At 73.8% G+C, this 12539-nt stretch carries 7 protein-coding genes, 2 tRNA genes and 2 pseudogenes; 3 read left to right on the top strand and 8 right to left on the bottom strand.

The genetic code is table 11. The features are described 5' to 3' along the window. Positions 1–37: 37 nt before the first annotated feature. The 5 genes from FVA95_RS07730 to FVA95_RS07710 form a co-directional block, all read right to left on the bottom strand. Positions 38–1111 (bottom strand): helix-turn-helix domain-containing protein, encoded by a 1074-nt coding sequence (locus FVA95_RS07730; protein WP_149663585.1) that lies wholly within the window; start codon positions 1109–1111, stop codon positions 38–40. 492 nt (positions 1112–1603) lie between these two features. After that, positions 1604–1676 (bottom strand) — tRNA-Arg (locus FVA95_RS07725). Positions 1677–1745: 69 nt separating this feature from the next. Then, positions 1746–1835, bottom strand: a tRNA-Ser gene (locus tag FVA95_RS07720). A gap of 99 nt (positions 1836–1934) precedes the next feature. Continuing rightward, entirely contained in the window at positions 1935–3941 is a 2007-nt protein-coding gene (locus FVA95_RS07715) for an acetoacetate--CoA ligase (protein ID WP_149663584.1), read from the bottom strand. A 59-nt stretch (positions 3942–4000) separates the two neighbouring features. Further along, a complete protein-coding gene (locus FVA95_RS07710; RefSeq protein WP_149663583.1) occupies positions 4001–5044 on the bottom strand; it encodes an aldo/keto reductase in 1044 nt (347 codons plus the stop codon). 90 nt (positions 5045–5134) lie between these two features. On the opposite strand from FVA95_RS07710, the gene FVA95_RS07705 reads away from it, so the two are divergent. Then, a complete protein-coding gene (locus tag FVA95_RS07705; RefSeq protein ID WP_205015791.1) occupies positions 5135–5752 on the top strand; it encodes a TetR/AcrR family transcriptional regulator in 618 nt (205 codons plus the stop codon). On the opposite strand, the gene FVA95_RS07700 is transcribed toward FVA95_RS07705, so the two are convergent. Continuing rightward, positions 5724–6425 carry a dienelactone hydrolase family protein gene (locus tag FVA95_RS07700; protein ID WP_075309056.1) on the bottom strand — a complete coding sequence of 234 codons (702 nt, stop codon included), beginning with the start codon at positions 6423–6425 and terminating at the stop codon, positions 5724–5726. The two genes, FVA95_RS07705 and FVA95_RS07700, sit on opposite strands and share 29 nt — an antisense overlap. A 60-nt stretch (positions 6426–6485) precedes the next feature. Here FVA95_RS07700 and hisC point away from each other — a divergent pair, with 60 nt between their 5' ends. Continuing rightward, positions 6486–7538, top strand: coding sequence for a histidinol-phosphate transaminase (gene hisC, locus FVA95_RS07695; RefSeq protein WP_149663582.1), 1053 nt, complete (start codon positions 6486–6488; stop codon positions 7536–7538). A 384-nt stretch (positions 7539–7922) separates the two neighbouring features. Here hisC and FVA95_RS33830 read toward each other — a convergent pair. Continuing rightward, a pseudogene (locus FVA95_RS33830) lies at positions 7923–8222 on the bottom strand (DNA-binding response regulator); the annotation flags it as partial. Between the two features lie 536 nt (positions 8223–8758). Here FVA95_RS33830 and FVA95_RS33650 point away from each other — a divergent pair. After that, complete coding sequence (locus FVA95_RS33650; protein ID WP_149663581.1) at positions 8759–10402, top strand: family 16 glycosylhydrolase; 1644 nt, start codon at positions 8759–8761, stop codon at positions 10400–10402. Positions 10403–10469: 67 nt separating this feature from the next. Here the strand turns inward: FVA95_RS33650 and FVA95_RS07680 are convergent. Continuing rightward, positions 10470–12525: pseudogene (locus FVA95_RS07680) on the bottom strand (M3 family metallopeptidase). Positions 12526–12539: the final 14 nt, after the last annotated feature.

The following is a 12539-nucleotide window of genomic DNA, read 5'->3' as shown; positions in this document are numbered from 1 at the left end:
GGATACCTTCCGGTCGGGCCCCGACCCGACCGTGGGGTCAGGGACGCGACGCGATGGTGGCCGTCACACCCCGTCCCGGGATCGAACCGGTGTGCACGGCGGCCGGTACCGGCGTGCACGGTCCGTCCGGGCCGCGGTCGACGTACTCCGACGGCAGGCAGCCGTGCTGGGCGCGGAAGACCCGGTTGAGGTGGGACAGGTCGGCGAAGCCCCAGCGGGCGGCGAGCTCGGTGAGGGTCCCGGTCCGCGCCGGTGCGGCGAGCTCGCGGGTGCACCCGTCGAGGCGCAGGGCCATGACGGTGCGGGAGAAGCTGCGGTCGGTGCCCTCGTAGAGCTGGTGCAGCTTGCGGATCGAGATGCCGAAGCGGGCCGCGACCGCGCCGGCCGAGGTGTCCCCGGTCCGCAGGTGCGCCGCCAGGTAGCGGTTGACCGCGGCCCGCAGACCCGCGTCGAGGTCCACGCGCCCGGTGTCGCGCAGCTCGTCGGAGCCGCCGGCCGCGGCGGCGAGCAGCGTGGTGAACGCGGTGTCGGCGGCGTCCGCGCCGGCCGGGTCGAGCGCGTCGAGGCCGTTCCAGGTGGACAACATGGTGGAGGCGACGATGCGGGCCATGCCGGGCGCGGCGCCGTCGTGGGTCGTCGCGGTGGCGCCGTCGAGGTCGGCGACCAGCGGCAGCAGCCGGGCGCGCGGCACCCGGAACGAGACGCAGCGCCACTCCTCGGTCCGGTCGTCGGCGACGAACTCCAGCCCGTACTCGCGGGTCGTGTCGAACAGCGCGAAGCCGCCCGGCCCGACGACGCAGCGGCGCCCGGCCTGGGTCCCCACGCAGTGACCGCTGATCTGCAGGTTCACGAACACGTGGTCGGTGACGGTGCGCCGCACCTCGGCCGCGCCGTGGGTGATGAGCTGCGTCGCCGACGACACCTCGGCACAGTTGGTGGCGGTCAGCCTGCTGGAGCGCACCCAGCTGCGGATCTCGTGCGCATGGGCCCGGCCGGTCCGCCGCGCGCCGGGCAGCTCCGCGGCGAGCGGGGTGAACGCCTCGCAGATCACCTCGCGCCAGTAGCTGAACTGCTCACCGGCCGGGCGGTCCTCAGTGGTCCAGTAGCGCACTCGGGGCCTCCTCGACAGCTCGCATCGGCTCCGCCGGCGTCGGTGCCGTGAGCCAGGACACTATCCCGCAGGCGCCTCGGAACCCAGGTCCCGGCGGGAGGAGTGCGCCGGGCGACCGTGGCACCTCGCGCCGGTGGCCGACCTGCTCCGCCGCGGTACGGTCGTCGGTGGTCCAGTACGCCACGTCGCACCTCCTTCGGCTCGGGGACGTCCGGAACGCGGACCGAGCCTGGCGCGGAACGGGGGCGACCCGGTTTCCCGGGGGTAACGGCGTGTTCCGGCGTTCTCACAGTCCTGCGCCGACGCCGGGAGACGGCCGACACGTCGCGGTCACCGACGCGTAGCGCTCCCGCCACCCGGGGCGCAGCAGGCCAAGAGCACCCTGGAACAGGCCGGCGAGAAAGGTCGGGGAGTCCTTCACGAAGGACTGACCGGGTTCCCCCGGAACGACATCGGGCCCCGACCACCAGTGGTGGTCGGGGCCCGATCGTGTGCGCCCGAAGGGATTCGAACCCCTAACCTTCTGATCCGTAGTCAGATGCTCTATCCGTTGAGCTACGGGCGCGTCGCTGTCTCCAGCGTAGCAATCTTCAGTTGTCGGCCGGCGACCGGTGTATCGACCGCCGTGCCGGTGCGGAGGCTCCGGGATTTGAACCCGGGATGGGGGGTTACCCCAAACCGCATTAGCAGTGCGGCGCCATAGACCAGACTAGGCGAAGCCTCCCCGGTGCCTGACGGCCACCAGCGAGTACAACACTACACGCGCGTTCCGGTCCTCCCGAACCGGGGTCCCCCTGACCGAGGGACCCCGGTCCGGAGCAGGTCAGGCTCCCGCGAGGGCCACGAACGGGGTCAGCGCGTCCGGGTTCTGCAGCGCGCCGGCCGACACCGCCTTCTCCGGTGCGGTCCCGGAGAGGATCTTCTTCACCGGCACCTCGCACTTCTTGCCGTTCAGCGTGCGCGGCACCGCGTCGACGACGACGAACCGGTCCGGCACGTGCCGCGGCGAGAGCTCCTTGCGCAGCAGGGTGCGCAGGGTGGGCTCGACGTCGTCGAGGGTGGTGCCGTCGTCGAGCACCAGGAAGCAGAGCAGGGTGCCCTCCTCGCGGGCGCCGAGCGCGGTGGTGTCGATCACCAGCGAGTCGGCGACGCCCTCCACGTTCTCGACGACGGCGTAGAAGTCCGCGGTGCCCATCCGGACCCCGCCGCGGTTGAGGGTGGAGTCCGAGCGGCCGTAGATGACGTAGGAGCCGCGCGGGGTGCGGCGGACCCAGTCGCCGTGGCGCCAGTTGCCGGGGAAGTCCTCGTAGTAGGACTCGCGCAGCCGGGTGCCGTCCGGGTCGTTCCAGAACGTGACCGGCATCGACGGGGTCGGCGTGGTGATGACCAGCTCCCCGACGTCGTCGAGCAGGTCGGTGCCGTCCTCGGCCCAGGACCGGACGTCGGCGCCGAGCGCCGCGCAGGACAGCTCCCCCAGCCAGACCGGCACGGTCGGGGCGCTGGTGAGGAACGCGGCACACACGTCGGTGCCGCCGGAGACCGAACAGATCTGGATGTGCGACCCGGCAGCCTCGCCGATCCAGCGGAAGCCGTCGACCGACAGCGGGGCGCCGGTGGAGCCGAGCGCGCGCATCGCGGAGAGGTCGTGGTCCTCGCCGGGACGCAGACCTGCCTTCATGCAGGACTGCACGTACGGGGCGGAGACGCCGAACAGCGCCACCCGGTGCTTCGCGGCGAGTGCCCACAGCGCGCCGAGGTCCGGGTGTCCGGGGCTGCCGTCGAACATCACGACCGTCGCACCCACGAGCAGGCCGCCGATCAGGAAGTTCCACATCATCCAGCCGGTGGTGGTGAACCAGAAGAACCGGTCCCCCGGCCCGAGCCCGTGCTGCAGGCGCATCGCCTTGAGGTGCTCGACGACGATCCCGCCGTGGCCGTGCACGATGCCCTTCGGCAGGCCCGTGGTGCCGGAGGAGTAGAGCACCCAGAGCGGGTGGTCGAACGCGACGGGGGTGAACTCCAGCGGGCCGGTCTCGGCGGTGAACTCGGCCCAGGTCGTCGTGCCGTCGAGGGTGGCGTCGGGGTCGAGGTAGGGCACGAGGACGGTCGCACGCAGCGTCGGCAGCCGGCCCTGCAGATCGGCGACCTTGTCGCGGACGTCGAAGCCCTTGCCGTTGTAGCGGTAGCCGTCGACGGCGACGAGCACGGCGGGCTCGATCTGGGCGAAGCGGTCGTGCACGGCGCGGGCGCCGAAGTCCGGCGAGCACGACGACCAGATCGCGCCCAGGCTCGCCGCCGCCAGGAACGCCACCAGGGTCTCGACGCAGTTCGGGGCGAGTGCAACGACCCGGTCGCCCCGGCCCACCCCGGCCCGGACGAGCCCGGCGCGGGCGCGGGCGACCTGGTCGCGCAGCTCGGCGTGGGTGACGGTGCGCTCCAGGCCGTCCTCACGGACGAACTCGACGGCGACGTCGTCGTCGGCGCGGCCGGGGCCGGGGGTCAGGGCGTGTTCGGCGTAGTTCAGCGTCGCGCCCGGGAACCACTGCGCGCCCGGCATGTCCCGCGAGCCGAGCGTCGCCGTCGGGCGGTCGTGGAACAGCACGCCGCAGTACTCGGCGACGGCCGACCAGAAGCCCTCCAGGTCGGTCACCGACCAGGTGTGCAGCTGCGCGTAGTCGGTGACGTCGGTCAGCGGGGCGCCCCGCTCGTCACGTGCCCAGGTGGCGAAGCGGACGATCTCGGTGTCGCCGGTCCGCGTCGGGTCCGGGCTCCACAGGAGCTCGGGGACCTCCGGGTCGGTGACGGTCTGCGGTGACGGCACGGGCGACATGACCCGAGCATCCCCGACGGCACCTGCCACGCACCAGTGGTCCGGCCCCACCGGGACGGTCAGGCCGCACCGACGATCGGCGGCGCGAGCCGGGCGAAGCCCTCCTGCCGCTCGTAGGGGAAGTGCGGGTACGGCGCGGGCCGGCGGGACACCGCGTCCAGACGGGCCAGCTGGTCGTCGTCGAGGCGCCACCCGACGGCGCCGAGGTTCTGTTCCAGCTGTTCCGGGTCCCGGGCACCGATGATCACCGAGCTGACCGTCGGCCGGGTGGTGAGCCAGTTCAGCGCGATCTGGGGCACCGTTCGGCCGGTCTCGGCGGCGATCGCGTCGAGCACGTCGACGACGTCGTGGAGCAGGTCGTCGGGCACCGGCGGCCCCGCCTCGGCGGTGGCGTGCAGGCGGCTGCCCGCGGGCAGCGGGGCGCCCCGGCGGATCCGGCCGGTCAGCCGCCCCCAGCCCAGCGGGCTCCAGACCAGCGCGCCGACCCCCTCCTCGTGGCCCAGCGGCATCAGGTCCCACTCGTAGTCGCGCCCGACCAGCGAGTAGTAGACCTGGTGGGCGACGGGCCGTGCCCACCCGTGCCGGTCGGCGAGGTCCAGGGCCCGCACGAGCCGTCGCCCGGGGAAGTTGGAGACGCCGGTGTAGCGCACCTTCCCCGCGCGGACCAGCTCGTCGAGGGTGGAGAGCACCTCCTCGGGCGGGGTGCCCGCGTCGTAGGCGTGCAGCTGGAACAGGTCGATGTGGTCGGTCCGCAGCCGGCGCAGGGCGTCCTCGACGGCCCGGACCAGGCGCGGCCGGGAGGTGCCGGCGTCGTTGGGGCCGGGGCCGGTGGGCAGCCCCGCCTTGGTCGAGATCAGCACCTCGTCGCGGCGGTGCGCGACGGCCGCGCCGAGCACCTCCTCCGAGGCTCCCGCGGAGTAGACGTCCGCGGTGTCGAACAGGGTCACCCCGGCGTCGAGGCAGCGGTCGACCATCCGGCGCGCGCCGGCGACGTCGACCGATCCCCACGCCCCGAACAGCTCGCCGCTCCCGCCGAAGGTGCCCGCGCCGAGGCTCAGCACCGGGACCTGCAGCCCACTGCGTCCCAACCGTCGGTACTCCATGACCGTCTCCCCTCTAAAGGAACTGTGGTTCCGTTTGAACCTAGCACGCCAAACGGGACTCTGGTTCCGTCAAGGGCTAGGGTGGGCGCCGTGGCACCGGAGATGAGCAGACCGGGGGGCCGGACCGCGCGGGTCCGGTCGGCCGTGCTGGCGGCGGCGGGCGACGCACTGATCGAGCTCGGGCCGACCGGGCTGGACCTGGCCGAGCTCGCGCGGCGGGCCGGGGTCGGCAAGACGACGGTCTACCGGCGCTGGGGCAGCGTCGCGGCGGTGCTCGAGGACATGGTGTCGGACATGGTCGAGACCTCCGCACCGCGCGCGGACACCGGCTCGCTCGACGGCGACCTGCTCGCCAACGCCGAGCTCGTCCGCGCCACGCTGGCCGACCCACGGCAGGGCAGGCTGCTGACCGCGCTGATCTGCGCCGCCGTCGGCGACGCGGGGACGGCGCGGGCGCTGCGCGGCTTCTACGACGCCCGCACCGCAGCCTGGGAGCCGTGCGTCACCGACGCCGTGACCCGCGGCGAGGTGCCCGACGGCACCGATCCGGCCGCCGTGGTGCGGGCGGTCTCCGCCCCGCTCTACCACCTGCTCCTGACCCGCGGCACACTCCCGGACGCCGACGACGCGCGGCGGGCCGCGGTCGTCGCCGGGGTGGCCGCGCGGGCCGGGGCGTTCGTCAGCGCAGGTGCGCGTCGAACCAGTTGAGGACCCGCTGCCACGCCTCGGCGGCCGACTCCGGGTCGTCGTCGAAGCGGTAGCCGGTGCTCGGGTAGACGACGACGTCGGTCGCCTTCCCCGAGGACGCGGCGGCGTCGCGCAGCCGGGCGACGGCGTCGGTGTCCGACGCCTCGGAGTAGATGCCCAGCCAGGGGCAGGTCAGCTCCGGCGCGGTCTCCACCAGCGCGGGCAGGCTGGACCACGGCGAGGACTCGATCCCGCTGCCGGCGACGGTGATCGCCGCGCCGAGGGTGCGGTTCGCCGCCACGTGCAACGCGACCGTGCCGCCGAGGTCGAAGCCGAGCACTCCCATCCGGTCGGCCTCGAAGCCCTGGTCGCCGAGCCAGCCGAAGGCTGTGTCGCAGTCGTCCATGACCTGGCGCGGGTCCAGGCTGCCGACGTGCTCGGCCACCGCGGCCTCCGAGCCGTCGGCGAGGTCGCCACCGGCGTCCGCGTCGCGGTAGAGGTGCGGCGCGACGGCCAGCCAGCCGTCCGCGGCGAGCCCGGTGACCAGCAGCCGGATCGAGTCGGTGACCCCGCGCGCCTCCTGCAGCACCACGATCCCGCCGCGGGCGGCACCGTCGGGTTCGGCCACGGTCAGGCGCAGCTCGCCCCCGTCGGTCAGCGGCACGCCCTCGGTCCGGACAGCGGTGGTCGTCATGTCGTCACTCAACCAGAGCACCGGCCCGCGTTTCGACCCCCGACGGATACCGTTGCCGTCATGACGCTCATCCGCCCCGATCTGGACACCCTGCCCGCCTACGTGCCGGGCCGCACCGTCCCCGGGGCGGTCAAGCTCGCCAGCAACGAGGTGGCCGCGCCGCCCGCTCCGGCGGTGCTGGCGGCCGTGGCCCGTGCCGCCGCAGGTGGCAACCGGTATCCGGACCTCGGCGTCGTCGAGCTGACCGGCCGCATCGCCGACCTGTACGACCTCGCGCCGGAGCGGGTCGCGGTCGGCTGCGGCTCGGTGACGCTGTGCCAGCAGCTCGTGCAGATCGGCTGCCTGGGCCCCGGCGACGAGGTGCTGTTCGCCTGGCGTTCGTTCGAGGCGTACCCGATCGTGACCCAGATCGGCGGGGCGGAGATCCGCACCGTCCCGCTGGACGCCGCCTACCGGCACGACCTCGACGCGATGGCCGCCGCCGTCACCGAGCGGACCCGGGTGGTGTTCGTGTGCAGCCCGAACAACCCGACCGGCCCGGCCGTGCACCGCGACGAGTTCGTCCGCTTCCTGGGCGCCGTGCCGCCGGACGTGCTGGTGGCGCTCGACGAGGCCTACGCCGAGTTCGTCACCGACCCCGACGCCGTCAGCGGCCGGCCGCTGCTCGACGAGCACCCGAACCTGGTCGTGCTGCGCACCTTCTCCAAGGCCTACCGGCTGGCGGGACTGCGGGTCGGCTACGCCCTGACCTCCACCGAGATCGCGACCGCGCTGCGCAAGGTGGCGCCGCCGTTCGGGGTCAGCTCGATCGCCCAGGCGGGTGCCGTTGCCGCGCTGGAGCACCGGGAGGAGATCCTCGCCGACTGCGCCGCCGTCGTCGCGGAGCGGGACCGGGTGGCCGCCGGGCTGCGTGGGTCCGGGTTCACCGTCCCGGAGAGCCAGGCCAACTTCGTGTGGCTGCCGCTCGGGGACCGGACCGCGGCGTTCGCGGCGCACTGCGGCGAGCGGAAGGTGATCGTGCGCCCGTTCGCCGACGACGGGGTGCGGGTCACCGTGTCCACGCCGGAGGAGAACGACATGCTCCTCGACGTCGCGTCGTCCTTCGGGTCCTGAGAGCCGGTGCTCAGCCGTCCAGCTGGTAGCCCAGCCCCCGGATGGTCCTGATCCGTTCGGGACCGATCTTGCGCCGCAGGTAGACACGTAGACCTGCACCAGGTTGGCCGACACCGGTTCGGTCCAGGCCCGCCGGCCCAGATCGTCGAGCGCGACCGGCTCGCCCGCCCGTTCGGCCAGCGCGAGCAGCAGCGCGTACTCGGTCGGCGACAGCGCGACCCGGCGGCCGTCGACGAAGACCTGTCCGGCGTCGACGTCGACGGACAGGCCGCCGTGCCCGAGCACCGTCGGCGCCGGCAGGCCCGCGGCGGCACGCAGCCGGAGCCGGATCCGGGACGCGAGCTCGTCCGGGACGAACGGCCGGATCAGGAAGTCGTCGCGGTCGCCGCGCAGCATGCCGATCACCCCGGCCCGCCGGTCGCGCGGCACGACGGTGATCACCGGGGTCGGTGGCGACTCGGACTGGACGGCGCCCAGCAGCACCGAGGGTTCGGGGCCGGGCAGCTCCATGTCGAGCACGAGCAGGTCCGCGCCGCGGGAGCGCAGGGTGTCCAGCAGCTCGATGCCGTCGGCGACGACGACGAGGTCCACGCCCTCCGCGGCGAGGTCCTGACGCAGCCCGCGGCCGAGCGAGGCGGTGCCCGCCGAGGGCGGCAGCGCCAGCAGCACGCAGAGCGCGCGCATCTCGGAACGCGGTGCGGGGATCGGGAGGGACGGCGAGACGGGGGGAGCGTGATCGTTCACAGATCCTGCGGAGGTCGGGGAGCGGGGAGGTCGTGCGGGGAGCACCGGGGAGGCACGGCCACTGTTCCGCGACCGGTAGCCCGTCACAATCGGCTAACGGTGCGACATACCGTGACCATGTAGCCCGAACGGGTGAAGCTGAGAGTGTGGTTGCTCTGTTCGGCCCAGCAATACTGCCGAAATGGCGGGATCTTGCTCTTCGGCGCTCTCCGGCGACCTGTCGGCGCGGAGACGCAACCACCCTTCTCAGCGAGGGTGTTCACACTCGGTCACCCTACCTAGAGTCTCCCCTCATGCGACGGAAGAGTTCCGCTGCGGCTGATCAGGTCGACCCCCGCGACCTGATCGCGCGACTCGCCGCCGAGCACAGCTCCCCCTCTGTGCCGTCTCCCCGGGGCAGGCATGCCGCGTCCTCCGCCCCGGCGGACGACACGGCCCGATCGGCCGTACCCGCGGCCACTCAGCTCATGGACCGGGTGAGCGCCTCCGGGCGGCACCGCGTCCTCGACGACGACCGCGACGCCCGCTCCGGCTCCGACTCCGACGACACCGGTGCCGCCGTCACGGCGGACTCCCCCACCGGTGCCGCGGCGACGGATGCCGGGCGGATCACCTGGGCCGACACGGCCGACCCCGGCCCGTGGGCGCCGCGTAGCCGCGCGACCGGCACCGGGTCCCACGCGGCCACCGGAACCGGGGCGCACGCTGCCACCAGGACCGGGCCGCACGCAGTCACCGGGACCGGGGCGCACGCGGCGACCGGGGACACCGCGGTGGCCGGGGACGCGACGGCCGCCGTGGACCCGACGGCCACCGGGACGGGCGCGCACGCCGTGCCCGCCACCCGGACGCCGGGCCGTCGCGCACGGCGGGTCGCGTCGTCGTCGGCGGCGGGGCTGTCCGGCGTGGAGCTGTTCGGCGGGGCCCCCTCCCCCTCGACCTCTCTCGTTCCCGGCGGGCCCGAGACCCTGCAGGCCGAGGTGCCCGCGCCACGCACCGAGGTCGACGGCGGGGTCATCGCCGGGCTGCACGAGCCGGACGGCTCCGGTTCGTTGTCGGGGACGGGCTCGGTCGTCGCGATCGACCGCTCACGTCCCACCCGCTCCCGCATCCGCCGGTTCGCCCCGCTGGGCGTCGGCGCCGCCGCGGTACTCGCCGCGACGATGGTGCTGACACTGCTGCAGCCCGGTACCGAGGACCCGTCGCTGTCCGCGGCGATGGTCAACGACTCGTCGCGCCGGTCGGCGTCGGACACCACGCTGTCGGCCGGACCGGTGCTGGCCAACGGGGGCGGCTCCGCACTCGGCGACGCCGCGCAGGGCGCGTCCGGCCAGATCGGCCAGGCACTGGCCGCGCAGGAGGCCGCCGAGCGTCGTGCCGAACAGCGCCGTCGCGAGGCCGCCGAACGGGCACGGGCCGCCGCGAGCTCCGGCGGTTCCGGTGGTGCCCCCGCCGGTCCGATCGGCGGCGCCGTCCAGGTCGCCAGCGACGGCATCCAGGCCGCGCTGAAGATGGGCTGGCAGGCCATCGGCGGCGACGAGTTCCTCGGGTCCACCCTCGGGAGCAACTGGTCGCCCTACAACGGCGAAGGCCACGACGGCCAGGGCAAGCGCACCTCCGACGCGATCTCGGTGGAGAACGGCAACCTGGTCATCCGCGGCGACTCGCAGGGCAACACCGGCGGCATGGCCTGGGGCACCCCGCAGAAGTACGGCAAGTGGGAGATGCGCGCCCAGTTCCCCAAGGGCGACAAGCAGTACCACCCGGTGCTGCTGCTGTGGCCGAGCGAGGTGTCCTGGCCGGAGGGTGGCGAGATCGACTTCGCCGAGACCACCAGCGCCAGCGACGACGTGTCCTTCTTCCTGCACTACGGCAGCTCGAACTCGCAGAAGGACGCCAAGAAGCAGATCGACATCACCCAGTGGCACAACTACGCCGTGGAGTGGACCCCGGACGCGATCGTCGGCTACATCGACGGCGTCGAATGGTTCCGCTCCGAGGACCCCAGCACGTTCCCCCCGGGTCCGATGCACGCCACGATCCAGCTCGACTACTTCCCCGACGGGGGCTCGCCGGAGCCGTCGGAGATGCGCGTCGCCTGGATGCGTCAGTACAAGTAGCACTCCCCACACGACCGCCCGCCGCCCGGCGCTCCCCACCGGACGGCGGGCGGTCGTGTGTGCCGGGTCAGCCGGCCAGGCCGCGGCGCGCCAGCAGCGGCGCGATCTCCAGGTCGCGGCCACGGAACGAGCGGTAGGCCTCCATCGCGTCGACGGCGCCGCCACGCGACAACACCTCGCGACGGAACCGGTCGCCGTTCTCCCGGCGCAGGCCGCCGTGCTCGCCGAACCAGGCGACGGTGTCGGCGTCGAGCACCTCGGCCCAGATGTAGGAGTAGTACGCCGCCGCGTACCCGCTGCCGCCGAACACGTGGTTGAAGTACGTGCTGCGGTAGCGCGGCGGGACCAGCGGGTGCGCGGCCCCGGCCGCCTCCAGCGCCTGCTGCTCGAACGCGAGCACGTCGGTGATCCCGGCGGCCTCGGCCGGGGACAGCCGGTGCCACGCCTGGTCCAGCAGCGACGCGGCCAGGTACTCCGTCGTCGCGAAGCCCTCGCCGTACCCGCGCGCGGCCTGCGACGCGGCCAGCAGCTCGTCGGGCAGCGGCTCACCGGTCACGTGGTGGCGGGCGAACGAGGTGAGGACCTGCGGGTCCTCCAGCCACATCTCGTTCACCTGGCTGGGGAACTCGACGAAGTCGCGCGGCACCGAGGTCCCGGAGAACGTCGGGTACTCGACCTCGGAGAACAGCCCGTGCAGGGCGTGCCCGAACTCGTGGAACAGGGTGCGGACCTCGTCGAGGGTGAGCAGCGCGGGCTCCCCGGCCGGGGGCTTGTTCAGGTTCAGCGTGTTCAGCACCACCGGCCGCGTCCCGAGCAGCGACGACTGGTCGACCAGCGAGTTCATCCACGCACCGCCCCGCTTCGACGGCCGTGCCCACAGGTCGGCGCCGAACAGCCCGAGCGGCTCGCCGTCACCGTCGCCGTTCGTTCCGCCTGCGCTGCTCTCGCGGACCTCCCACCACCGCACGTCCGGGTGGTAGGCGGGCAGGTCGGTGCGCTCGGTGAAGGAGATCCCGTACAGCTCGGACGCGGCGCGGAACACGCCGTCGGTGAGCACCCGGTCGAGCTCCAGGTACGGGCGCAGCGCCGCGTCGTCGACGGCGTAGCGCTCGCGGCGCACCCGCTCCGCCTCGAACGCCCAGTCCCACGGCTCCAGGTCGCCCTCGACGCCGCCGGCCAGCTCCGCGGCCTCCCGGTCGGCGTTGGCGACCGCCGCGGGGACCAGCGACTCCAGCATCGCGACCGCGGCCTCCGCCGTCCCCGCGGTGGCATCGTCGATCACGTACGACGCGTGGTCGGGGTACCCGAGCAGCGCGGCCCGCTCGGCGCGCAGCCGCACGATCGCCAGCACGATGGCGCGGGTGTCGTGCTCCCCGGCCTGTCCGCGGGTCGTCGAGGCGCGGAACAGCTCCTCGCGCAGCGACCGGTCGGTCAGGACCGCGAGCGCGGGCTGCGCGGTCGGCAGGACCAGGGTGATCAGCCAGCCGTCGGCGTGGTCGCGCTCGGCCGCGGCGGACGCGGCGGCGGCGATCGCATCCTCGGACAGGCCGTCGAGCCGGGACCGGTCGGTGACGTGCACGGCTGCGGCGTTCGCCCCCGCCAGCAGCGCCGCACCGAACCGGGTCGTCAGCCCGGACAGCTCCGCGTTCAGCTCCCGCAGCCGAGCCTGCTCGTCGGGACCGAGCCGGGCCCCGGCGCGCACCATGTCACGGTGGTGGCGCTCCAGCAGCCGCAGTGACTCGGCGTCGAGACCGAGGTCGTGACGACGGGAGTGCAACGCGTCGATCCGGGCGAACAGCCCCGGGTCCAGCGCGATCGCGTCGGCGTGCGCGGCGAGCATCGGCGCGACGTGGGCCTCGATCTCGCGCACCGCGGGCGAGGAGTCCGCCGAGACACGCGTGTAGAACAACCGCGCCACCCGGTCCAGCGTGGCGCCGGAGCGTTCCAGGGCGACGATCGTGTCGTCGAAGGTGGGCTCGCCCTCTCCCGCGACGATCGCCGCCACCTCCGCGCTGCTCGGCCGTCCCGGCCTCGAACGCGGGCAGGTAGTGCTCGTCGGTGATCCGGGAGGTGTCGGGCAGACCCCACGGCAGCGCGCTCGGGGCGAGGAACGGGTTGCTCATGGAGCCGACCCTAC

Origin of the sequence: Pseudonocardia sp. EV170527-09 (genome assembly GCF_008369905.1) — a bacterium.
Classification (GTDB): Bacteria; Actinomycetota; Actinomycetes; order Mycobacteriales; family Pseudonocardiaceae; genus Pseudonocardia.
Note: the sequence above shows the minus strand (reverse complement) of the source record. Positions and strands in the feature narration are given on the sequence as shown.

Bases quoted from the DNA above. Each gene is read 5' to 3' on its own strand.
- hisC (WP_149663582.1), top strand. From the start codon at position 6,486: ATGACGCTCATCCGCCCCGATCTGGACACCCTGCCCGCCTACGTGCCG.
- FVA95_RS07715 (WP_149663584.1), bottom strand. From the start codon at position 3,941: ATGTCGCCCGTGCCGTCACCGCAGACCGTCACCGACCCGGAGGTCCCC.
- FVA95_RS07700 (WP_075309056.1), bottom strand. From the start codon at position 6,425: ATGACGACCACCGCTGTCCGGACCGAGGGCGTGCCGCTGACCGACGGG.
- FVA95_RS07710 (WP_149663583.1), bottom strand. From the start codon at position 5,044: ATGGAGTACCGACGGTTGGGACGCAGTGGGCTGCAGGTCCCGGTGCTG.